22 protein-coding genes, 1 tRNA gene and 1 pseudogene are annotated in these 21,231 nt (G+C 62.7%); 9 read left to right on the forward strand and 15 right to left on the reverse strand.

Features of this window, described 5'->3' with window-relative positions; translation table 11 throughout:
• Positions 1-183 precede the first annotated feature (183 nt).
• Both NKJ06_RS25345 and NKJ06_RS25350 read left to right on the forward strand, forming a co-directional pair.
• Positions 184-597 (forward strand): hypothetical protein, encoded by a 414-nt coding sequence (locus NKJ06_RS25345; RefSeq protein WP_352811018.1) that lies wholly within the window; start codon positions 184-186, stop codon positions 595-597.
• Between the two features lie 228 nt (positions 598-825).
• A complete protein-coding gene (locus NKJ06_RS25350; protein WP_352634845.1) occupies positions 826-1,884 on the forward strand; it encodes an aminopeptidase in 1,059 nt (352 codons plus the stop codon).
• A gap of 112 nt (positions 1,885-1,996) precedes the next feature.
• Here NKJ06_RS25350 and NKJ06_RS25355 read toward each other — a convergent pair whose 3' ends face one another.
• The 9 genes from NKJ06_RS25355 to NKJ06_RS25395 form a co-directional block, all read right to left on the reverse strand.
• Positions 1,997-2,227 (reverse strand): hypothetical protein, encoded by a 231-nt coding sequence (locus NKJ06_RS25355; protein WP_352634839.1) that lies wholly within the window; start codon positions 2,225-2,227, stop codon positions 1,997-1,999.
• 110 nt (positions 2,228-2,337) lie between these two features.
• Complete coding sequence (gloA2, locus tag NKJ06_RS25360; protein WP_352634837.1) at positions 2,338-2,721, reverse strand: SMU1112c/YaeR family gloxylase I-like metalloprotein; 384 nt, start codon at positions 2,719-2,721, stop codon at positions 2,338-2,340.
• Positions 2,722-2,740: 19 nt separating this feature from the next.
• Positions 2,741-3,721 carry a 2-dehydropantoate 2-reductase gene (locus NKJ06_RS25365; RefSeq protein ID WP_352634835.1) on the reverse strand — a complete coding sequence of 327 codons (981 nt, stop codon included), beginning with the start codon at positions 3,719-3,721 and terminating at the stop codon, positions 2,741-2,743.
• A 2-nt stretch (positions 3,722-3,723) separates the two neighbouring features.
• Positions 3,724-5,250 (reverse strand): acyl--CoA ligase, encoded by a 1,527-nt coding sequence (locus tag NKJ06_RS25370; RefSeq protein ID WP_352634833.1) that lies wholly within the window; start codon positions 5,248-5,250, stop codon positions 3,724-3,726.
• A gap of 90 nt (positions 5,251-5,340) precedes the next feature.
• Positions 5,341-6,927, reverse strand: a complete 1,587-nt coding sequence (gene ggt / locus NKJ06_RS25375) for a gamma-glutamyltransferase (RefSeq protein ID WP_352634831.1) — start codon at positions 6,925-6,927, stop codon at positions 5,341-5,343.
• 63 nt (positions 6,928-6,990) lie between these two features.
• Positions 6,991-7,791 carry an ABC transporter permease gene (locus tag NKJ06_RS25380; protein ID WP_352634828.1) on the reverse strand — a complete coding sequence of 267 codons (801 nt, stop codon included), beginning with the start codon at positions 7,789-7,791 and terminating at the stop codon, positions 6,991-6,993.
• Complete coding sequence (locus NKJ06_RS25385; RefSeq protein ID WP_352634826.1) at positions 7,788-8,714, reverse strand: ABC transporter permease; 927 nt, start codon at positions 8,712-8,714, stop codon at positions 7,788-7,790. Before NKJ06_RS25385 ends, NKJ06_RS25380 begins: the two co-directional genes overlap by 4 nt.
• Positions 8,714-9,796 (reverse strand): ABC transporter ATP-binding protein, encoded by a 1,083-nt coding sequence (locus NKJ06_RS25390; RefSeq protein ID WP_352634824.1) that lies wholly within the window; start codon positions 9,794-9,796, stop codon positions 8,714-8,716. Before NKJ06_RS25390 ends, NKJ06_RS25385 begins: the two co-directional genes overlap by 1 nt.
• Positions 9,797-9,882: 86 nt before the next feature.
• Entirely contained in the window at positions 9,883-10,923 is a 1,041-nt protein-coding gene (locus NKJ06_RS25395) for an ABC transporter substrate-binding protein (protein ID WP_352634821.1), read from the reverse strand.
• Positions 10,924-11,161: 238 nt separating this feature from the next.
• Here NKJ06_RS25395 and NKJ06_RS25400 point away from each other — a divergent pair, with 238 nt between their 5' ends.
• Positions 11,162-11,863: a GntR family transcriptional regulator gene (locus tag NKJ06_RS25400; RefSeq protein WP_352634820.1), complete on the forward strand. Its 702-nt coding sequence runs from the start codon at positions 11,162-11,164 to the stop codon at positions 11,861-11,863.
• A gap of 48 nt (positions 11,864-11,911) precedes the next feature.
• Here the strand turns inward: NKJ06_RS25400 and NKJ06_RS25405 are convergent, their stop codons facing one another.
• Positions 11,912-12,151 carry a hypothetical protein gene (locus NKJ06_RS25405; RefSeq protein WP_352634818.1) on the reverse strand — a complete coding sequence of 80 codons (240 nt, stop codon included), beginning with the start codon at positions 12,149-12,151 and terminating at the stop codon, positions 11,912-11,914.
• Positions 12,152-12,252: 101 nt separating this feature from the next.
• Positions 12,253-13,011: an SDR family NAD(P)-dependent oxidoreductase gene (locus NKJ06_RS25410; RefSeq protein ID WP_352634816.1), complete on the reverse strand. Its 759-nt coding sequence runs from the start codon at positions 13,009-13,011 to the stop codon at positions 12,253-12,255.
• A 175-nt stretch (positions 13,012-13,186) separates the two neighbouring features.
• On the opposite strand from NKJ06_RS25410, the gene NKJ06_RS25415 reads away from it, so the two are divergent.
• A complete protein-coding gene (locus NKJ06_RS25415; protein ID WP_352634814.1) occupies positions 13,187-13,996 on the forward strand; it encodes an alpha/beta fold hydrolase in 810 nt (269 codons plus the stop codon).
• Between the two features lie 111 nt (positions 13,997-14,107).
• Here NKJ06_RS25415 and NKJ06_RS25420 read toward each other — a convergent pair.
• Together NKJ06_RS25420 and NKJ06_RS25425 are read right to left on the reverse strand one after the other, a co-directional pair.
• Positions 14,108-14,184 (reverse strand) — tRNA-Arg (locus NKJ06_RS25420).
• Positions 14,185-14,484: 300 nt separating this feature from the next.
• Positions 14,485-15,977 (reverse strand): annotated as a pseudogene (locus NKJ06_RS25425) (ATP-binding protein).
• A 279-nt stretch (positions 15,978-16,256) separates the two neighbouring features.
• Here NKJ06_RS25425 and rpmH point away from each other — a divergent pair.
• From rpmH to yidC, 3 genes are read left to right on the forward strand one after another with little or no spacing between them, the layout of a single operon-like run.
• On the forward strand, positions 16,257-16,391 hold the full coding sequence (gene rpmH, locus NKJ06_RS25430; RefSeq protein WP_008833937.1) for a 50S ribosomal protein L34: 135 nt from the start codon (positions 16,257-16,259) through the stop codon (positions 16,389-16,391).
• 16 nt (positions 16,392-16,407) lie between these two features.
• On the forward strand, positions 16,408-16,761 hold the full coding sequence (gene rnpA, locus NKJ06_RS25435) for a ribonuclease P protein component (protein WP_352811023.1): 354 nt from the start codon (positions 16,408-16,410) through the stop codon (positions 16,759-16,761).
• Between the two features lie 14 nt (positions 16,762-16,775).
• Positions 16,776-18,590, forward strand: a complete 1,815-nt coding sequence (gene yidC / locus NKJ06_RS25440) for a membrane protein insertase YidC (protein ID WP_352634757.1) — start codon at positions 16,776-16,778, stop codon at positions 18,588-18,590.
• Between the two features lie 33 nt (positions 18,591-18,623).
• On the opposite strand, the gene NKJ06_RS25445 is transcribed toward yidC, so the two are convergent.
• Positions 18,624-18,989 (reverse strand): hypothetical protein, encoded by a 366-nt coding sequence (locus NKJ06_RS25445; protein ID WP_352634755.1) that lies wholly within the window; start codon positions 18,987-18,989, stop codon positions 18,624-18,626.
• A gap of 153 nt (positions 18,990-19,142) precedes the next feature.
• On the opposite strand from NKJ06_RS25445, the gene NKJ06_RS25450 reads away from it, so the two are divergent.
• Both NKJ06_RS25450 and yihA read left to right on the forward strand, forming a co-directional pair.
• Complete coding sequence (locus tag NKJ06_RS25450) at positions 19,143-19,781, forward strand: CatB-related O-acetyltransferase (protein ID WP_352634753.1); 639 nt, start codon at positions 19,143-19,145, stop codon at positions 19,779-19,781.
• On the forward strand, positions 19,778-20,437 hold the full coding sequence (gene yihA / locus NKJ06_RS25455; RefSeq protein ID WP_352634752.1) for a ribosome biogenesis GTP-binding protein YihA/YsxC: 660 nt from the start codon (positions 19,778-19,780) through the stop codon (positions 20,435-20,437). Before NKJ06_RS25450 ends, yihA begins: the two co-directional genes overlap by 4 nt.
• Before the next feature lie 58 nt (positions 20,438-20,495).
• Here the strand turns inward: yihA and NKJ06_RS25460 are convergent, their stop codons facing one another.
• A complete protein-coding gene (locus tag NKJ06_RS25460) occupies positions 20,496-21,230 on the reverse strand; it encodes a TetR/AcrR family transcriptional regulator (protein WP_352634751.1) in 735 nt (244 codons plus the stop codon).
• Between the last annotated feature and the right edge of the window lies 1 nt (position 21,231).

Raw genomic sequence — 21,231 nt, forward strand, 5'->3', positions numbered from 1 at the left:
GGCTCCGCAAATCACGAAGCCCCTCATGAATCACATTCGCATCCCATACGCACCTCCCGTTAACCCGAAGCGATTGCCCTGGGGCTCCATGGACAACCCCTGGCCTCGCATTCTACAGGGCGGCTGTGGGCACGCGCCACATGAGTCGGACGCGGGCGGTTGTTTCAATCCAAAGGGAAGAGCATGCGCATTCGGTCGATGATGATAGGGGCCGCCGCCCTGGTGGCGGTTGGGACGTTCGCTGTGCACGCGCAGGCCGAAGACTTTGAAAACATCGTGCTGTCCGCAAGCAAGGACGCAAAAGAGACTCAGGCGACATTTGCGCCGGATACGGCCAGCATCTTCCTCTCCGCCGATCTGACCGACGCGGTGGCCTCGGGATCGAAGCTCACCGTGAGCTGGATTTCGGTGGATTCGGGCGGTGTCGCGCCGGCGAACTACAAAATCGACGAGGTCAGCTTCGAAATCGGCATGATCGAAAACCATGTCGACTCCTCGGTGACCAAGCCGGATGCCGGCTGGCCGGTCGGCACCTATCAGGTGCAGATCGCCGTTGACGGCACGGTGAAGGAAGCGGTCGACTTTTCCGTGAAGTGACCGGGGCGCGTCAGGTGGCCTCCTGCCACGAGCAGGGCGTCGCAGCCCGTCATCGACTGTGGCGCGAGAAGAATGCGCCTCGCGGCCGGGCGGAGCGGGTCCGAATATTTTGTCCAGCTTCTTTAGAAAGCTATAGACCTCGATCAAATCATGCGACTGCTTGTGACCTGGGGCAATCGCGACAATCGCCCTATCGAAATGGGTGAGCGGTGCCATGGGCAAATCGTGATGCGCGCATTCTTTCGATTGGTTGCCGTTGTGATCGTGGCGTCCGGCGTGACCGGCTGCACCAGAATTTCCTACTACGCGCAATCCGTGAACGGTCATCTGCAGATCATGACGGCACGCAAGGATGTCGGAAAACTGATCGAGGATCCTTCGACGCCGAAGGCATTGCGCGCCCGAATGGCGTCGGCCAGCGCCATACGACAGTTCGCAACAGATGAACTGGCGCTGCCCGACAACAATAGCTACCGCAGCTATGTTGATATCGGTCGTGACTCGGTGACATGGGCCGTCTTCGCCGCGCCGGAATTCTCGCTGACGCCGCGAACATGGTGTTTTCCCGTTTTCGGCTGCGTGCCCTACCGGGGATATTTCTCCAAGAAGTCGGCGACTGAAACCGCTGTCGAACTTCAAGGGCAGGGCATGGACGTCTATGTGACGGGCGTCACGGCATATTCCACGCTTGGCTGGTCAAGTGACCCGCTGCTAAGCACGATGCTCGGACAGGATGAAACCTATCTTGCAGGGCTGGTTTTCCATGAACTGGCCCACCAGCGCGTCTACGTGCACGACGATACCGCATTCAACGAGGCGTTCGCCGTCGCCGTTGAAACGACCGGCGTGAAAAAATGGCTGCGCGCGGCTGGCGATACCGCCGCATTGCGCCGTTACGAAGCTGCCCGGAGGCGCAAAGCTGAATTTCTTGCGCTTGTGTCGCAGACCCGGGACGAGTTAACGCAAGTCTATTCCAGCTCCGGCACCTCGGAGCAAAAGCTGGCCGCAAAGACGGCCGCGATTGAACGGCTGCGGATGCGCTACCGACACATGCGCGACAGGCGCTGGGGTCGATACCGGGGATACGATGCCTGGTTCGCTTCCCCAATCAACAACGCGAAGCTCGCCGCGACTTCCGTTTATAGTGATCGGGTGACCGCTTTTCTCCGCTTGTTCGATCTGTGTTCGGGCGACTATTTCAGGTTCTATGCGTCGGTTCGACGGATTGGCGCACTGGACGAAGCTCACCGCGCCGAAGCACTTGCGGCGGCAGATAGCTGTTATTGAGCCGGTCAATTGTGAAGGCCCGAAGCGTCACTGTTATGAATTGTTTTGGTGAATGAATGAGTCGGTTATGCACTCGGCAGCCGATGGAGGACCCGTGAAGCGATGAACTGTTCTAGTCCGAAAACCTCACGCTGACGCCGCGCTGCCGAAAATAAGCCTGCATCAACTTGCGGCCCGAGCGGTTGTTCTGCGCCAACTTGGTCGGATCGAACACCGCCTGTTTTATCCCCTCTCGTGTCAGCGCTGCCTTAAGCGTCGCGATATGTGCGTCGATGTCGGCATTGTCCGCTCGGAGCGAGGCATAGATGTTTTCAGTCGCCTCGGCCACGGTCAGTTCGCTCATCGGTGTCGTCCCTTGGTTGGTTTGGGCGGCGCTTAGCACAGATTCGCGGTTCCGCCGATACCGATAAGACCCGGCAGTACACAGCGCCCGTCGCGAAAGCGAACCGTTCCTTATGGGGCTTCGTAGAGTTCCAGCGGCAATCCATCCGGATCCCTGAAAAAGGTAAACCGTTGGTCTGTATATGGGTCGATCCGGATTGGCTCAACGGCAACGCCTGCGGCTTGCAGGCGCATGATTACAGGATCAAGGCTCGCCACGGCAAATGCTAGATGTCTCAGGCCTGTCGCCTCTGGATGGGACGGCCGCATCGCTGGTGCAGGGAAGGAGAACAATTCCAGTTGGACCGACCCGATCCGCAGATCCGCTTTCCATGACTGTCGCTCTTCCCGATAGACCTCCCGGATCAGATCGAGGCCGAGGAGTTCGACGTAGAACCGTCGCGACCGGTCGTAGTCGGTGCAGATGAGCGCGACGTGGTGAATGGCGTTCAGCATGCTACTCTCTAAGCCCGCCTTACCCATAACATCCCCGCTCCACCGCCAGCCGCTGCACCAGCGCCAGCACGGCATCGATGGTGGGGGTCGGCTTGTCCGTTAGCCGGCCAAGTTCCTGGACTGCGGCCACCAGCGCGTCGATCTCCATCGGCCGGCCGCGCTCGAGATCCTGCAGCATCGAGGTCTTGTGTTCGCCGACATCGCCGGCGCCCTTGATGCGCCGATCGACCGCTATGGGAAAACGCACGCCTAGGCTTTCGCCGATCGCCTGCGCCTCCAGCATCATGGTGCGGGCCAGCGTGCGGGTGCGATCGTCGGCAACGATCGCCGCCAGCGTGCTGCCGGTCAGCGCGGAGATCGGGTTGAAGGAAAGATTACCCCATAGCTTGACCCAGATCTCGCTGCGGATGTCGTCGCGCACCGGGACCTGCAGACCGGCCTTGACCATCTCCTTGGCCAGAAGCGTGACCCGCTCGCTGCGCTCGCCGGAGGGTTCGCCGAGCGAGAAGCGCTTGCCCTCGACATGGCGGATGAGCCCGGGCGCATCGACTTCGACGGCAGGATAGACGACCGAGCCGATGACGCGCTGCGGCCCGATCCGCTGCCAGATCGCGCCGCCGGGATCGACCGCGTTCAGCCTGGTGCCTTCGAGCGGCCCGCCAACGCCATGGAAGTACCACCACGGCACGCCGTTCTGCATGGTGACGACCGATGTGTGGTCCCCAAGCAGCGGCGCGATCTGGTCGAGGGCTGACGTGAGGGAGTGAGCCTTCAGCGCCAGCACGACATAGTCCTGGGCGCCAAGTTCCTCTGCCTTGGCGGCGGCCCGGACGGGGACCGGCATTTCCCGGCCATCCTCGATCAGGCGCAGGCCATTTGCCTTGATCGCTTCCAGATGCGCGCCGCGCGCAACGATCGAAAGATCGGTCCGCCCAGTGATGACAAGCTTGGCCGCGAGATAGCCGCCGATCGCGCCGGCGCCGAAGATGGTGATCTTCATCGTCAAAGTCCGAGTTTGGCGGCAAGGCCGATGCGTTGCAATTTGCCGGTCGCGCCCTTGGGGATCTCGTCCAGGATCAGGATCTTGCGCGGCACCTTGAAGTCGGCAAGCCGCGTCGCGGCATAGAGGCGGATGTCGCCCTCGGTGGCACTGATGCCGTCGCGCAGCACAACCGCCGCCGCCACCTCCTCGCCAAGCTTGTCATGCGGCATGGCAAAGGTGACGACCTGCGCCACCGCCGGATGATCCATCAGCATATCGTCGACCTCAAGCGGCGAGATTTTTTCGCCGCCACGGTTGATGATCTCCTTGAGCCGTCCGGTCACCCTGAGATATCCGTCCTCGTCCAGCACGCCCTGGTCGCCGGTGTGGAACCAGCCATGTGCGAAAGCCGTGGCGTTAGCATCCGGGTTCTTCTCGTAGCCATCAGTCACATTGGGGCCGCGAATGACGATCTCGCCGGTCTCACCGGCCTTGAGCAGTCGCCCGTCGGGCGCCATGACAGCCACGTCCGGACCGGCGGAGGCGCCGACGCTGCCCGGCTTGCGCAGGCCCGGCGGCAGCCGGTTCGACGCCATCTGGTGCGCGGCCTCGGTCATCCCGTAGGATTCGATCACCGGGCAGCCGAAGGTCGCTTCCAGTTCGGCCATCACTTGCGCCGGCAGCGACGCCGAGGACGAACGGATGAAGCGCAGACGCGCCGCTGCCAGCACCTCGGCATTGCGCGCTGCGCGCGGCAGGATCGCCTGATGCATGGTCGGCACCGCCGTATACCAGCTCGGCCGTGCCTCGCCCAGCCACTGGAAGAAGCGCAGCGCGTTGAAGCCGGGCGTGCAGTAGATGCTGCCGCCTGATGCCAACGACGACAGCACGGCCGCGATCAGGCCGTGAATGTGGAACAGCGGCATGATGTTGAGGCAACGGTCATCGGCCGTCAGGCCAAGCGTCGCGCCAATATGGGCGGCCGAGGCCGCGATGTTGGCATGGCTGAGCGGCACCAGTTTTGGCCGCGAGGTCGTGCCGGACGTGTGCAGCAACAGCGCGATGTCGCTGTCCTGGGCCATGTCGGGAGCAGCCGGCGGTCCGACCGCCGCGCCCTCGATCATAAAGCTGCCGGCCGGTGTGTCGGGCAGAACGACAAGCCGCAGCACGCCGATGCCTAGGCGTTCTGCCACTGTCACCGCCGGTCCGGTCTCGCTCTCCGCGACAAGGATCGCCTTGGCGCCAATGTCGGTCAGGTAGAAATCGAGCTCGTCGGCCCGGTAGGCGGGATTGAGCGGCGCCGTCGAGGCGGTCGCCGCCACGGCGACGAAGGCGGTGGCCATCTCCGGCCCGTTCGGCAGCACGATCGCCACCCTGTCGCCTCGGCCGATGCCGCGCGCATGCAGCTGTTTTGCCGTGTCAGCGATCAGGCTGCGCAATCCGCCATGGGTGAGCGTCGCCCTGTCGGGCGCCGAAATCGCCAGCGCATCGTCGGCGCCGGCGGCGAGACGGCGGGAGAGGTCTTTGGGATTTGCAATATTGGTCATGATCACCGACTGGATTTCGAACGACTATTGGCGGGAGCCACGCTGACGGGCTTGCCTCGATATGGATACGCTATTGGACAACGGATCGCCTCAGTAGCCAAGCGCCAAACCATCCTTGCGCGGATCGGAGGCGCCGGTCAGCGTCCCTTTCTCCCAGTCGATCAGCACCACCTGTCCGCCGCCAAGCGGATGATGCGGTTCGGTGATGCGGTGGCCGCGCCGGCGCAGGCCCTCGATTGCCTCGGTGGGAACGCCACGCTCGGCCTCCACCATGTCGTCATTGTAAAACACTCGCGGCGCATCCAGCGCCTGCTGCGGGTCCATGCCGAAGTCGAGCATGTTGGTGAGCAAATGGACATGTCCGAACGGCTGGTAGCCGCCGCCCATGACGCCGAACGGCATCACGACGCGGCCGTTCTTCGTCGCCATGCCCGGCATGATCGTGTGCATCGGCCGTTTGCCGGGCGCGATTGCGTTCGGGTGTGCCGGGTCGAGGCGGAAGCTCGAGCCGCGGTTCTGCAGCACGATGCCGGTCTTCGGGCTGACGACGCCGCTGCCGAACGAATAGTAGGTCGAGTTGATGAAGGAGACCGCGTTGCGGTCGCGGTCGACGATGGAGATGTAGACCGTGTCGCTGCCGGGCAATTCCACGCGCGGCAGGTGGGTCATGGCGCGGTCGCGGTTGATCTCGGCGCGCAGCCGGTCGGCATAGCCGCCGGACAGGAGTTGCTTGACCGGCACCGGGACATGGTCCTGGTCGCCGACGTAACGGTCGCGGTCGCGATAGGCCAGCCGCCCGGCCTCGATCTCCAGATGCAGGCGCTCGGCGCCATTGGGGTCGAGCCCGCCGAGCTTGAAGCCCGACAGCAAATTCAGCATCAAAAGCGCCGTCAGCCCCTGATTGTTCGGCGGCATCTGGTGGATGTCGTGGCCGCCATAGGAGGTGCTGACCGGCGCCACATAGTCGCCTCGGGTCGCAGCGAAATCCTCAGCCGAATGAAGTCCGCCCAGTTCGTTGAGCCGGCGCACGATATCGTCGGCGACAGCGCCTTCGTAGAAACCAGTCCGGCCATGCTTGGCGATGATCCGCAAGGTCGCCGCCAGTTCCGGCTGCCGGTGCACATCGCCGGCCTTCGGCGCCTTGCCGCCGGGCAGGAAGATGCGCGCGGCATGTTCGTCGGCCGACAGATCGGTTTCCGGTTCGGCCCAGTCGAAGGCGACACGGTCATGCACGACATAGCCGTTTTCGGCATAATGGATGGCGGGCGCCAGCGCCTCGGCAAGGCCCTTGCGGCCATGGTCGTCGAGCAGGCGGCTCCAGGCATCGACGGCGCCCGGCACGGTGACCGCATGCGGACCCTGTAGCGGTATGCGGTCGAAGCCTTTTTCGAGATACCAGTCGACCGTCGCCTTGGCCGGCGCGCGGCCGGAGCCGTTGAAGGCCAGCACATTGCCTTGTCCTGCCGGGCTATAGAGCACGAAGCAATCGCCGCCGATGCCGGTCGACTGCGGTTCGACCACCGCCTGCACGGCGGCAGCGCAGACCGCTGCATCCATGGCATTGCCGCCGGAGCGCAGCATCTCGATGGCGGCAAGGGTTGCAAGCGGATGTGACGTCGCGGCAACCGCCTCAGTGGCACGAACCGGCGAGCGGCCGGGAAACTGGAAATCACGCATTCTGTCTGGATATCCCCTAGTCACTTCTGCAAATTGGTCACTTCTGCGAATTGGTCATCTGAATCAATGCCGCCGGCCGAAGATCTGTGCAACCGACAACAGCACGACGGACAGCACGATCAGGCAGGTCGAGATGGCGGCGATCGTCGGGTCAATCTGGTCGCGCAGCGCATTGAACATGCGGCGCGTCAAGGTCGTGGTCTCGCCGCCCGATATGAACAGCGAAACCACCACTTCGTCGAAGGAGGTGATGAAGGCAAACAGCGCGCCCGAGACGATCGAGAAGCGGATCTGCGGCATCGTCACCTGCCAGAAGGCGGCGACACGGCCGGCGCCGAGGCTGCGCGCCACCCGCTCCTGGTTCATGTCGTAGGAGCGCAAGCCCGACAGCACGGTCAGCACCACCAGCGGCAGTGCCTGCACCGTATGCGCGATGACTAGGCCGGTCAGCGTGTTGTTGAGCCCGATCCGCGCATAGAGGAAGAAGGTGCCGATGCCGATCAGGATCACCGGGACGATCAGCGACGCCGTCAGCAGCCCGTTGATGGTGCCGTTGAAGCGCAGCGTGCCCCTGTTGATGGCATAGGCGGCCGCGGTGCCGAGCGGTGTCGCGACGAGCACGGTCATGACAGCCACCTTGACCGAGACGATCGTCGCGTCACGCCACTCCAGCGACTGGAAATAGGTCTGGTACCAGCGCAGCGACCATTGCTGCGGCGGGAATTGCAGCAGCGTCGAATCCGAAAACGACATGATGACGATGATGATCGACGGCGCAATCAGGAACAACAGGACGAGGCCGCCGAGTGCGTAAAGCCACAGGCGTTGCCGGTGCGAGATCGGCAGGCCGAGATCCCTACTCATCGTGAACTCCATAAACCGGTGGCGCGCGCGCCGAGCAGCCACTGGAACAAGCCGAGAAGCGCCAGCGTGACCACCAGCAGCACGACGCCAAGGGCGGCACCCGCCCCCCAGTTGGAATAGAGGCTGGTGGTTTGTTCCATGCGCATGGCCCACATGATCACCTTGCCGCCGCCCATCAGCGCCGGGGTGACGAAGAAGCCCAGGCACAGCACGAAGACGATGACCACGCCCGAGGCGAGGCCGGGCAGCGACAGCGGAAAGAAGATCTGCCGGAAGGTGGCGACCGGGCCGGCGCCAAGGTTCATGCCGGCGCGCAGGCAGTCGGTGTCGATCGTCTTCATCGAGGCGTAGAGCGGCAGCACCAGGAACGGCAGCAATATGTGCGTCATGCCGATGACCACGCCCGACAGATTGTTGGCCAGCGACAGCGGCTGGTTGATCACGCCGAGGTCGATCAGCCAGCTGTTGATCAGCCCCTTGCGCTGCAGGATCACCAGCCAGGCATAGGTGCGCACCAGAACCGACGTCCAGAACGGCAGGATGACGAAGATCAGGCAGATCGACGCCGCCCGGCGCGGCAGTTGCGATAGCATGTAGGCCAGGGGATAGCCAAGCAGGACACAGGCGCCGGTGACGATGAAGGCGACCTTGAAGGTGGTGACGAAGGTCTTGATGTAGGAGGCCTGTTCGAAGAAGCGCGCATAGTTGGCGGGACTGAGGGCGCCGGCCTCGTCGAACAGCGATAGCCAGAACAGCCAGCCGATCGGCACGATGATGATGGCAAAGACGAGGAACAGGCTCGGCGACAGCAGCGCCATCAGCCGCAACGACTCGCGCCGTGCATCAGTGCGCAGCACCAGCGTGTTCAACTCCCGGCCCGCACGGCTGCCAGTCTCTTCAATGAGAGTGGATTGCGCGCTCATCAGTCCGCCGCCACCAGGATCGTGTCCTGTGCATCGAGGCCGAGCCTGACTGGCTGGCCGGGAGCCGGCATTTTGGCCAGCACGTCGCTGCGGCAATAGTCGCGCAATGTCAGCTGGCGGCCGTCGCGCAGCATTGCGTAGCAGACGAAGCTGTCGCCCTGATAGATGATGTCGCTGAGCGTCGCGTCGAGCATGTTGACGCCGCTTGCCGGTTCGGCATTCGAGAGCAGCCGCAGCTTCTCCGGCCGCACCACCATCAAGTGCTGGCCCGATGCAGGCGCCGGCGCTACGGTGTGGATTCTCCGGTCCTCGTACCAGACCGACCCATTGCGGCATTCGACCGGAATGAAATTCGATTCGCCTATGAAGCCGGCTACGAACCGCGTTTGCGGCGTGGCGTAAAGGGTTTCGGGCTTGTCGAGCTGTTCGATACGTCCGCCGTTCATGACGGCGATGCGGTCCGACATGGTGATCGCTTCGCGCTGGTCGTGCGTGACATAGACCGTGGTCATGCCAAGCCGCCGGTGCAGGGCACGCAGCTCGATCTGCATATGCTCGCGCAGGCCCTTGTCGAGCGCCGACAGGGGTTCGTCCATCAGCACGATGCGCGGCTCGAACACGATGGCGCGCGCCAGCGCCACGCGCTGGCGCTGGCCGCCGGAAAGCTGGTCGACCCGGCGCTCGCCCAGGCCCTGCAATTTCACCAGATCGAGCGCCTTTTCCACGCGCTCGGCCGTCTCTGCGGCGGCAACGCCGCGCTGCTTCAGCGGAAAGGCGATGTTGTGGAAGACGTTCATATGCGGAAACAGCGCGTAGTTCTGGAACACCATGCCGATGTTGCGCTTGTGCGGCGGCGTGGTGATGATCTCGTCGTCGCCGACCCTGATCGAGCCGGCATTGGCCCGCACGAAGCCGGCCAGGATCATCAGCAGCGTCGTCTTTCCGGAGCCGGAAGGCCCGAGCAGCGTCAGGAATTCGCCGGCCTCGACATCGAGGTTCAGGTCACGCAGAACCGCTACGCTGCCAAATCGTTTCTCGATCCGGCGCATGCCGATCGGCAGCGCGGATGGCGCAATGGACAAGATTTTTCTCTCCTTAGCCGGCAAACAAGAGGTGGCGAGGCAGGCTGCTGGGTTGCGCCGCCTCGCTATGAGCTTCCGGCCGCGGCCTATTGCTGGATCAGATTGTTGAATTTTTCCGTCGCCTCGACCAGATTGTCGCGCCAGAACTCGGGATCCTGCAGCACCTGCTTCTTGACGTTTTCGGGCGACGAATTGATGTCCTTGATCCGGTCCGGCGGGATCTTGCCGGTCTCGAAGGCCTTTTCGTTCGCTGGCCCATTGTCGACATAGAGCGGCAGATTGGCCTGCAATTGCGGGCTGACGAACATCGCCAGCGCCTTCATCGCCGCCTCCTTGTTCTTGGCGCCCTTGGGAATGACCATGCAGTCGGCGGTCAGCACGCCCTGGTCGAAGGAGAAGCTGACCGGCGCGCCTTCCTTTTTCAAGGTGCCGGCGCGGCCGTTCCAGATGCTCGCCATATCCACTTCGCCGTCCTTGACCAGCTGCATGGCCTGGGCGCCGGAGGTCCACCAGGCGTCGACATGGCTGCGGATCTTGTCGACCGATTTCAAGGCGCCGTCGATATCGACCGGATAGACCTTGTCGATCGGAATGCCCTCGGCAAGTGCGGCAACGCTCAGCGTTTCCGTCGCCTGGCTGCCGCTCAGCGCGCGCCGTCCCGGGAATTTCTCGACGTTCCAGAAATCGGCCCATGTCTTCGGGCCTTTGTCGCCGAAAACATCGGTCCGGTAGATGAGCACGACCGACGTGTAGGAAATGCCGACCCAGTCGTCATGGACGAGCTTCGGGTTGATGCCGCTCTTGTCGATGATGCCGTAATCGAGCTTCTCGAACAGCCCTTCCTTCGAACCGCGCGCGCATTCGTCGGCGCCCAATTCCGTGATGTCCCATTTCACCGCATTGCCGGTCACTTGCAGCCGCACGTCGTCGAGGCCGTTGGTTGTGTCCTCCTTGATGGTGATGCCGAGCGCATCGGCGGTCGGCTTGAAGAACGCCTTGGTCTGCGCCTCCTGATAGGTGCCGCCCCATGAGGCGACGGTGATGGTGTCGCCCGCCATTGCGGGGGCAGCGAGCGAGGCCATGAGGCCGGCAACCGCAACAACACTAACGCTTCTTGTCCTGTTCATTTTCGGCTCTCCAACCGGTGTTCCCATTTGTTTTTGATTTCGCATGCTATCTTGTATACAATTTTGAGTGTAGCCTAGCGGTCGATCTTGTCAACACCGACCGGCGCGATCGCATGAACGCGTTTCGTGCCGGACAAAGTGGCGGGGGACGGGCCTCGCCGGGCGTGGCAAATTACGCCGACTGCGGCTACAGCTATGCGTGTTCCGGCTGAAAGACCGGAGAAGTGGGAAGGGAATCTTGGCCAAGGAAACCAAAAATACGCTGCGCGACTCGGTCTATTCCTCACTCAAGGCGATGATCGTGACCGGCCAGATTCCGCCGGGCTCGCGCGTCACCGAAAACGACATCGCCGTGAAGCTGAATGTCAGCCGCACACCGGTGCGCGAAGCCTTCAACCGCCTCGAGCGTGATGGCCTGGTCACCGGCAGGCCGCGCCAGGGCTATGTCGTCACCGAATTCGACATCAACATGTTCCGCGAGGCCTTCGAGATCCGCGAGCTGCTCGACGGCCATGCGACGGAACTGGCCGCAACTGCTGCGACGGAACAGGACAAGGCGCGGCTGCGCGCCATGCTGGCCGAATGCGAGCGGCTGGCCGCCATTCCGGAACGCACCAACAGGGAAAAATTCCAGGAGCTGGAAGTCGGCATCGACCTGCACCGTGTCATCGCCGAAATCAGCGGCAATGTGATGCTGCACGGCATGCTGTGCGGCATCCTCGACAAGTGCCAGCATTATGTCTGGACCGAGCTGCTGTGGCTGGACGAATGGAAGATTGCCCGCGACGAGCATGCCGAAATCGTCGACGCCATCTGCGCCGGCGACGCCAGCCGCGCCGGCAGCCTGGCCCGCGCCCATGTGCGCGGATCGCGCGACAATGTGCTGCGCCTGCTGCAGGCCAAGTCGGACTATCGGAATTTTCTTGCCAAGGCGTCGTGAGGAACCACCTGGACGCTACCGATGCGCGCCGCGGGCCTGAGCCGTTGCTCAGCCGGGAGATTCGAAGGGCATCATAGTCATGGAATGTGTGGTGGGATCGATATGGCGGAGGCGTGAGCGCGCTTCAGCCACACGCTTTTGCTCGGATCTGATCCGGCAGCACAGGGCAAGGCTGATGCCGACGCCACGCTCCTCGTCCAGCATCTCATTCGCTCGCGCGAGAAAGAATTCCGCACGTTTGACGCGCTGCCTGGCTCTCGCCAGTTCCAGTTCCAGATGGTCGTGCATTATTCCGCACCCGTAAGGTTTGCGGTCCCTTCAGGTGGAAAACCGCTGCTGAGCGGTTTGGTTCCCGCTGATTGGCGGAAGGTATCAGCGCCGGCAGGCCTTCAGCCTTTGCGCTCCTGAAGGCTGTTGCCGCCATCGACCACCAGCAGGACGCCGTTGACATAGCTGGCGCCTTCCGAGGCCAGGAACACCACCCCTGCGGCGACCTCATCCGGCCGTCCGGCCCGCGCCGGCGGCGTGTTCAGGGCAGCTTGCCGCTCCATCTCGCTCGATGCGCCCGTTTCGATCCAGCCGGGGGCCACGGCATTGGCCGTGATACCGCTTTTCGCCACTTCGAGCGCCAGCGTGCGTGTCAGGCCGACCATGCCGGCCTTGGCGGCGGAATAAGCTGCGGTGCCTTCGAAAGACACCAGCGGCCCGGTGACCGACGCCATATTGACGATACGCCCATAGCCCGCGTCGGCCATCGCCGGCAGAAACGCCTTTGTGACGAGGAATGCCGTCTTCAGGCTGACGTCTATCCCCTGATCCCAGTCGGCCTCGGTCATGGCGAGAAACGCCTTGTCGACCGATGGCGATGCCAGCGAGCCCATGCCGGCATTGTTGACCAGTATATCGACCGCACCGACATCAGCGCGCAGCCGCGCGACGTCGGCAGCCCTGGTGAGATCGGCAATTACAGCGTTCGCATCAATGCCTTCGGCACTAAGCTCGGCGGCGCGATCCAACACACGCGCACTGGCGCCGGTGAGGAAAACGGCATGGCCGGCACGGCCGAGCTGCCGCGCAATGGCAAAGCCGATCCCGTCGGTCGCACCGGCCCCGGTGATCAGCGCACGCTTGATGGTGGAAGAAGGCATGGTCAAATCAGGCTCCGCTGGTTTCCGCCCCCGGTCTTACCACGCGCTTTGAGCGACAGCCCACGAAGACTTGGCTTTGCAACATTCCACGCCGTTTTGCGTTCTCTAAAATCCGAAAGTCGAACCGAACGAAGCATGCAGCCTGGCGATCGCGTGGGCGTGGAGGAAAAAGGACGTGCCGGAAATCCAGAAAATATCCTTGTCCTCTGGCGGCGAGGTGGCTGTCCGGACGGCCGGCGACGTCTCCAAACCCGCGCTCGTCCTGCTGCATGGCTTCCCCAATTCCTCTCGGATGTTCAGCGACGTGACCGCCCGGCTCTCCGGCACCGTCTATGTCGTTGCGCCTGACCTTCCGGGCTTCGGCGCATCCGATCTCCCATCCGAGCCATCGTTCGACATGCTGGCCAACGCGATTGAAGAGCTGCTTGCTCGTCTCAACGTGGGCCGCAGGTTTCTCTATCTGCATGATTTCGGCGCTCCGGTGGCGTTTCAGCTCGCCATGCGCGCTCCGGAACTTGTCGAAGGCCTCATCATTCAGAATGCCAATGCCCACCGCTCCGGCTTTGGTCCGCAGTGGGAAGCCACATTGGACTTCTGGGCTGCGCCGAATGCCGGCAACGAGAAGGCCGCCACCGCCCATTTGACCCTTGAGGGAACCCGCGACCAGTACGTCGCCGGCCTGCCGCCCGAGATCGCGGCGCAGATCGATGCAGAGCGTTGGATTGAAGACTGGCGGGTCATGTGTCTGCCGGGACGGCTTGATCTGCAGAAGGCGCTGCTGGCCGACTACGGCCGATATGTCGACCGGTTCGGGGAGGTGGCCGACTACCTGGCGAAGCATCAACCCCGAGCGATGCTTCTTTGGGGTCGCCACGATGTCTTTTTCGACATTGCAGAGGTTCAGTCGTGGCTCATCGACCTTCCCCGGATGGAGGCTCACGTCCTCGACGCAGGCCACCTCCTTCTGGAGACGCAGGGCCCCTAGGCTGCAGAGCTGATACGGGAGTTCGTGGACGCAGGCTCACCCAACCGTGTACTTGCGTAGGTCCGGGCAAGTCGAAGCATTGGCTCCAAGCGCAATGTGCGATGCGAAATTTGGCGCGCCCGAAGAGATTCGAACTCCTGACCCCCAGATTCGTAGTCTGGTGCTCTATCCAGCTGAGCTACGGGCGCGCATCAGGCCATGCTTTCCATGACCCCGCGATCCGATCGTGAACGACCGGCCGCGACGAGACGTGTTCCCTAGCGACTGAATTTCGGAAAAGCAAGCCGATCCGGCAAAAGTTTTGTCGCAGGCGTGTCATCCGGCAATGACGGCCCGTTTCCCAGCGCCTCAAAACCACCAAGGCGCATCGTGTCTGGGCGGCGCTTCCGATGCATGAGACGCGCCCAAAGCCGGAAACGCCTTCGGGTGACATGTTTCTGCAAGGAAAGGAGGAAAGGTCGGTCGCCGGGGCAAACAGCGCCGGCCCGTCATGCCGGGCGGCGCAGGCCGTTGCTGCGGGCCTGGTCGAGCCGGACCGGCTGGTCGGGGATGGTGACGGCGAATGTGGTGCGTCCGCCGATGCTTTCGACCAGCTCCACCGTGCCGCCATGCGCCCGGATCAGCTCGTGCGCGATCGCCAGGCCAAGGCCGGTGCCGCCGCTGCGCGCCGAGCCGCGGAACGCCGCGAACAGGTTCTCCCGCGCTTTGGCCGGCAGACCGGGGCCGGTGTCGCTGCGGCAATGCGGCTGACACTGCCCAGCCGCACGGCCGACACCGCCAGGCGGCGCACCAGGGCGCTTTCACTGTCTGCCGCCATGGCCTGCACGGAGTTCCGGCACAGATTGGTGAGCACGCGAAACAGCTGATCGGAATCGGCGTCCACCTCGAAGGCCGGCTCGACGGAATTGACGAACTCGATGCCCTGCCCGATGTCGAGCAGGCCGTGAACGTCCTCGACCAGCTGGCGCAGCCGTAGTCTGCGGCGCGAAGGTGGCGGCTCCTGCGTGCGGCCATAGGCGAGCACTCCTTCGGAGTAGGAGACGGCACGGTCGAGCGCGCGCAGCAGTTTCGGCGCGAAGGCCTGTACGGTCGGGTCCTTGACCTGGCGCAGGCGGTCCGACATCAACTGCGCCGAAGCCAGGATGTTGCGCATGTCATGGTTGATCTTGGAGACGGCAAGGCCGAGGTCGGCAAGATGCTTCTGCTCGGAGAGCATCTTTTGCAGCCGTTCCTGCATCTGCGACAGCTCGCGCTCGGCGACGCCGATCTCGTCGGCGCGGGCGGCCGGATGGATGATGCGTCCGGGATCGTCGGGGGCTTCGGAAAAAGACAGCATCGAGCGCGTCATGGTCCGGATCGGCCCGATCATGATCAGGTCGATCGCGGCATAGACCAGCATTGCGGTGAACAGCGAGATCAGCAGCGAGACGAAGGCGACGTTGCGCGAATAGCGCAGCATCGCATTGCGCAGGCTGTTGTCCGGCATGATCAGCTCGAACTCCTTGTCTGACTCGCCGACCGGGCCGAAGACGCGCAGCATCCGGTCGCCGCCAAAAAACAGCGTGTCGAGCGCGCCGGTCATGCCCTTGACCATGCCAATGCTGGCGATATCGATGTGTTCGTCGACCTTCGGCGGCATTTCGGCTACCACCAGCAGCCGCGAGACGCCGCCGTCGCGCACCGCGATCGCCTTGGCGCCGATTGCCATCAGCACGTCGTTCTGGGCCGTACGCGACAGCGAGGTGGATTCACCTTGCACCAGCACGATCGACACGGCCGCCGCCGTGCTCAGCCGTTCCTTCAGCCAGTTCAGCCGGTAGCTGGCGATCCAGGGCAAGAAGATCAGCACTTCGGCCAGCAGCACGAAAACAATGGTCAGCAGCAGCAGCTTGGTCGACAGGCCGCGCGACAGCGGCACCGTGCGCACGATGGTGGGCTCCGCCGTGCCGGTCCCTTCCTGCGCTTGTATGGTTTCGCTCATGCGGTCCATGTCTTCACAATCACTTGATCAACGCAGATTAGGCGATTACGGCTTTTTTGCCAATTTCATCCTTGGTCGGAAACATAAACCGACTTGGACGACGCCGGGCTTCGGCCCGACGACTCCGGATTGACTTCCAAAAGCCTTCTTTCTATAAGCCCGCACACGCTCGGGCCATTCGTCCCGGCGCGGTTTCGATCGCGCCAAAACCGGCCCGGCAAAGCTCCTGTTACACAGTGACAGAATCAAGAAGGGCCGCACCCCGCGGTATTAAAACAAATGAAGCGTACCTACCAACCGTCTAAACTCGTCCGCAAACGTCGGCACGGCTTCCGTGCCCGCATGGCCACCAAGGGTGGTCGCGGTGTCGTCGCAGCTCGCCGCAACCGTGGCCGCAAGCGGCTCAGCGCCTAAACGGAAGACGAGATCGTTGCCCGCAACCGGCAAGCCAGTGGGACCAAATCCCAAGCGGCTTCTGGAGCGCGCGGAATTCCTGGCCGTCCGTCGTGGTGAAAAGCGACGCGGGCGGCTTTTCCTCGTTGAAGTTCTCGACCGCGGCGACGGCCTGTCGCCGCGCGTCGGCTACACCGTCACCAAGAAGGTCGGCAATGCGGTTGTCCGCAACCGCGTCCGGCGGCGGCTGCGAGAAGCCGTCCGTACGCATGCGGCAAGTGACATGGCGCCTGGCAATGACTATGTCATCGTCGGGCGTGAAGACGTGCTTACCATTCCGTTCGGCCAGTTGAAGGCCGAACTCTCCCGCCGACTGCGCGGAACACGATAGGCCAAGGGCTTTCGATGGAAAACAACCGGAACTTCTTCATCACCATCGCGCTGTCGGTGCTGATCCTGGCCGTATGGCAATATTTTTACGTGTTGCCGCGCAGCGAAGCCCAGCGCGAGGCGGCCCGCGTCGAACAGCAGCGCGTCGAGGAGCAGAAGAAGGCCGCCCAGGGCACCAATCCCGGCGCCGACACCGGAACGCCCGCCGCACCTGGCGCCATTCCGAATGCACCCGGCACCGATGCCGTGACACCGGCCGGCCGCGAACAGGCGCTGGCCACGACGACTCGCGCCAAGATCGACACGCCGAGCCTAGAGGGGTCGATCAACCTCACCGGCGCCCGTCTCGACGACCTCAAGCTCAAGCACTACACCGAGACGGTCGACAAGAACTCGCCCGAGATCAGCCTGCTCAACCCGGCGGCACTGCCCAATGGCTATTATGCCGAGATCGGCTTCGTCGGTAACGACAAGACCGGCGCGGTGCCCGGTCCCGAGACTGTATGGGCCGTTGACGGCAATGCGACGCTAACGCCGACAACGCCGGTCACGCTGACCTATTCCAACGACAAGGGCCTGACCTTCAAGCGCACCTTTTCCGTCGACAGCAACTACATGTTCACGGTTTCCGACACGGTGCAGAACGCGGGCACGGCTGCCGTCTCGCTGTCCAATTACGGCCGCGTCACCCGGTTCGACAAGCCGGCCGTTGCCAGCACCTATGTGCTGCATGAGGGCCTGATCGGCTTCACCGGCACCGAAGGCCTGCAGGAACACAAATACGCGTCCATCGAGGAGGACAAGCAATTCACGCCGGGCAAGTCGACCGACGGCTGGCTCGGCATCACCGACAAATACTGGGCGGTGACGCTGGTGCCGACCGAAAAGCAGCCGTTCCAGCCACGCTACGCCTATTTCGAGGACGGCCGCCATCGCTACCAGTCCGACTTCCTGACCGACCCGATCACCGTCGATGCCGGTCAGTCGGCGACGGTGGAGAGCGAAATCTTCGCCGGCGCCAAGGAGGTCGGCAAGATCAACGCCTATGCGGAAGACCGCCACATCAAGCGGTTCGACCTGTTGATCGACTGGGGTTGGTTCCACTTCATCACCAAGCCGATGTTCTGGCTGATCGACACGCTCTACAAATTCTTCGGCAATTTCGGTCTGGCGATTCTCGCCACCACCGTCATCGTCAAGGCCATCTTCTACCCGCTCGCCAACAAGTCCTATGCGTCGATGGCGAACATGAAGAAGGTGCAGCCGAAAATGCTCGAAATCCGCGAGAAATACGCGGACGACAAGATGAAGCAGCAGCAGGCGATGATGGAGCTATACAAGACCGAGAAGATCAACCCGCTTGCCGGCTGCTGGCCGGTGGCGTTGCAGATCCCGGTCTTCTTCTCGCTCTACAAGGTGCTCTACATCACCATCGAGATGCGGCACGCGCCGTTCTTCGGCTGGATACAGGATCTGGCGGCACCCGATCCGACCTCGATCTTCAACCTGTTTGGCCTCGTTCCGCTCACGCTTCCGCACATGCTGATGATCGGTGTCTGGCCGCTGATCATGGGCGTCACCATGTTCCTGCAGATGCGCATGAACCCGACGCCGCCGGATCCGACGCAGGCCGCGATCTTCACCTGGATGCCTGTTATCTTCACCTTCATGATGGCGGGTTTCCCGGCCGGCCTCGTCATCTACTGGGCCTGGAACAACACGCTGTCGATCCTCCAGCAGGGCGTGATCATGAAGCGCCAGGGCGCCAAGATCGAGCTGTGGGACAATCTGGTTGCGCTGTTCCGAAAGAAACCGTCGCCGGCAGAATAGCAGGCGTTGCCTCTGCGAAATCAAAAGCCCCGGTCAGTTCATTGCCCGGGGCTTTTTTGTCGGCAAGGCATCCCATTCCGACCGATTTCCAATCTGCGGCGAAACTTTGGCCTGACGCACCTCGTAACTGCGCTTTGCCATTCCCTGCGGCATGCGCTTCGGCACGCCTTTGCACAGGCCATGGATTGCGGCCACCGTGTTTTCGCGACGGCGGCAAGATACCCTTGCCAAGACGGCTTCCGGCGCAAAGGCGCCGGTGTTTGGGAGGCCGTAGCGGCAGACCGGGGTCCTGTCGGCCTCCACGGGGCCCCGGTTCTTTTGCTTGGACTCGAAGATCTGTAGGGTTTGGCCTGTCGACGCCGACTGCACCAGGAGATCGCTTCTTGGCGGCGCTGTCATCGACCTTGGCCTATGGCGACGGCAAATGAGCAAAGCCGCCATCGAAAGCTCGCTCGTCAGCCGATTGGTGCTATAGGGCGGATCACGCTATTTTGGACAGGCGCATGCGGATCTCGGATGCGCCTGGCGGCCATTTCTTTGACGGATCTCGACATGGACGGACCAAACCCCAACATCAAGCACCCGATCCCGATGCACACGCGTGTCGGGTTCCTCAAGGGACTGGTGAGCGCGCCGAACATCGAAATCGGCGATTACACCTATTATGACGATCCCGATGGGCCGGACAAATTCGCCGAGAAATGCGTGCTGCATCATTATCCCTTCATTGGCGACAAGCTCATCATCGGCAGGTTCTGCGCCATCGCCGAAGGCGCGCGCTTCATCATGAACGGCGCCAACCACGCCATGTCCGGCTTTTCGACCTACCCGTTCAATATTTTCGGCCATGGTTGGGAAAAGGGTTTTGACCCGGCGACCTGGTCGAAGGAAGTGCGCGGCGACACGATCGTCGGCAACGACGTTTGGATCGGCATGGAGGCGGTGATCCTGCCCGGCGTTACGATCGGCCATGGCGCCATTATTGCCGCGAAGTCGGTGGTCACGCACGACGTGCCGTCCTATGCGATCGTCGCAGGCAATGCGGCCAAGGTGGTGAAGATGCGTTTCGACGACCGGACGATCAGGCGGCTGCTGGCGGTGGCCTGGTGGGACTGGCCGGTGGACAAGATCAGCCGCAACCTCGATGCTATCCGGGGTGCCAATATTTCTCTTCTGGAGGCAGCAGCTTGAACGCTCTAAACAGCAGCACGATCGGCACCGACCTGTTTACACGGGGGTGGATCTTCATTCGTGGCGTGCCGGCCATGAAGTTCCTGCCGCCGGAAGGACCGCCGGAAATAGCTTTTGCCGGCCGCTCGAATGTCGGCAAGTCGTCGCTGATCAACGCGCTGGTCAATCAGAAGGGATTGGCCCGTACCTCCAACACGCCGGGGCGCACGCAGGAACTCAATTATTTCGTGCCGGACGGATTTTCGGGAGAGGGTGCAGACCTGCCGCCCTTGGCGCTGGTGGACATGCCGGGCTATGGCTACGCTACGGCGCCGAAGGAGAAGGTCGACGAGTGGACCAAGCTGGTCTTCGACTATCTCAAGGGCCGCGTCACGCTGAAGCGGGTCTATGTGCTGATCGACGCCCGCCACGGCATCAAGGCCAAGGACGACGAGGTGCTGTCGCTGCTCGACAAGGCGGCGGTGTCCTATCAGATCGTGCTGACCAAGACCGACAAGATCAAGGCTGCCGGCGTGCCGCGGCTGATCGAGGAGACGCTGGCCAAGATCAAGAAGCGGCCGGCAGCTTTTCCGTTCGTTCTGGCCACATCTTCTGAAAAGGCCGAGGGCCTCGAGGAATTGCAAGCCGCGATCGTGCTTGCGGCCAATGGCGGATAGAACAATTCCAAGGGAAAGCGCATAGCGCTTTCCCTTGGAATTGCGCGGGAACAAAAAGCTAAGGCTTGGCCTCGATGGCAATCGTCTTGTGGCCTTCTTCCGCCACGAGCCTTTCGGTGCCGTAAGCCTTCAGGAACATGCTAACGCCTGACGTGACGATGTGGTCGATCTCGTCCTGCGACGGGGCCTTGGTTCGGTAGGCGAAGATGCACTGGCGGAACAGACTGGCCAAGCACAGTTCAGTGAACTGATAGGCGGCGAGATCGACATCATCGATCCGCAGCAGGCCGCGCTCGATGGCAGCATTGAGAAAGGCCACGACCTTGTCGTGACCGCGCTTGGGTCCGCGTTCGTAAAAACGCGCGCCCATGTCGGGAATCCGGTCGGATGCGCCGATCACCGTACGCTGTGCCTGGATGACCTTGGCTGATGTGATCTTGAGCGCCAGCACCTTGCCGAACTTCACCAGTGTCTGGCGAAGGTCGTCGGATTTCTCCAGCATGTCGTACATGTTCTTGAAGATGCTGCCGCGCTCTTCCTCGATCAGCGCTTCGAACAGCTCTTCCTTGTTGGCGAAGTAGACATAGATCGTGCCCTTGGAGACACCGGCCTCGCGGGTGATGTCGTTCATCGACGCCGCTTCGAAGCCCTTGTCGATGAAGACACGCCGGGCGCCATCGATGATCTGGCTGCGCTTGACCGGGTCCTGCCCTGCCGCCGGGCGACCACGGCGCAAGCTGTCCAGCAAATCGCCACACTGGTCGGTTTCGACGTTGGGCAGAGTCTCGGCCATA

It is taken from the genome of Mesorhizobium sp. M0293 (assembly GCF_040321735.1).
Taxonomy (GTDB): Bacteria; Pseudomonadota; Alphaproteobacteria; order Rhizobiales; family Rhizobiaceae; genus Mesorhizobium.

Excerpts from the sequence above, each read along its gene's own strand:
- NKJ06_RS25460 (WP_352634751.1), bottom strand. The coding sequence starts at position 21,230 with ATGGCCGAGACTCTGCCCAACGTCGAAACCGACCAGTGTGGCGATTTG.
- NKJ06_RS25380 (WP_352634828.1), bottom strand. The coding sequence starts at position 7,791 with ATGAGTAGGGATCTCGGCCTGCCGATCTCGCACCGGCAACGCCTGTGG.
- NKJ06_RS25350 (WP_352634845.1), top strand. The coding sequence starts at position 826 with ATGCGCGCATTCTTTCGATTGGTTGCCGTTGTGATCGTGGCGTCCGGC.
- NKJ06_RS25450 (WP_352634753.1), top strand. The coding sequence starts at position 19,143 with ATGGACGGACCAAACCCCAACATCAAGCACCCGATCCCGATGCACACG.
- yidC (WP_352634757.1), top strand. The coding sequence starts at position 16,776 with ATGGAAAACAACCGGAACTTCTTCATCACCATCGCGCTGTCGGTGCTG.
- NKJ06_RS25345 (WP_352811018.1), top strand. The coding sequence starts at position 184 with ATGCGCATTCGGTCGATGATGATAGGGGCCGCCGCCCTGGTGGCGGTT.
- NKJ06_RS25355 (WP_352634839.1), bottom strand. The coding sequence starts at position 2,227 with ATGAGCGAACTGACCGTGGCCGAGGCGACTGAAAACATCTATGCCTCG.
- gloA2 (WP_352634837.1), bottom strand. The coding sequence starts at position 2,721 with ATGCTGAACGCCATTCACCACGTCGCGCTCATCTGCACCGACTACGAC.
- NKJ06_RS25365 (WP_352634835.1), bottom strand. The coding sequence starts at position 3,721 with ATGAAGATCACCATCTTCGGCGCCGGCGCGATCGGCGGCTATCTCGCG.
- NKJ06_RS25445 (WP_352634755.1), bottom strand. The coding sequence starts at position 18,989 with ATGACAGCGCCGCCAAGAAGCGATCTCCTGGTGCAGTCGGCGTCGACA.
- NKJ06_RS25385 (WP_352634826.1), bottom strand. The coding sequence starts at position 8,714 with ATGAGCGCGCAATCCACTCTCATTGAAGAGACTGGCAGCCGTGCGGGC.
- NKJ06_RS25370 (WP_352634833.1), bottom strand. The coding sequence starts at position 5,250 with ATGACCAATATTGCAAATCCCAAAGACCTCTCCCGCCGTCTCGCCGCC.
- ggt (WP_352634831.1), bottom strand. The coding sequence starts at position 6,927 with ATGCGTGATTTCCAGTTTCCCGGCCGCTCGCCGGTTCGTGCCACTGAG.
- NKJ06_RS25410 (WP_352634816.1), bottom strand. The coding sequence starts at position 13,011 with ATGCCTTCTTCCACCATCAAGCGTGCGCTGATCACCGGGGCCGGTGCG.
- NKJ06_RS25395 (WP_352634821.1), bottom strand. The coding sequence starts at position 10,923 with ATGAACAGGACAAGAAGCGTTAGTGTTGTTGCGGTTGCCGGCCTCATG.
- rpmH (WP_008833937.1), top strand. The coding sequence starts at position 16,257 with ATGAAGCGTACCTACCAACCGTCTAAACTCGTCCGCAAACGTCGGCAC.
- NKJ06_RS25405 (WP_352634818.1), bottom strand. The coding sequence starts at position 12,151 with ATGCACGACCATCTGGAACTGGAACTGGCGAGAGCCAGGCAGCGCGTC.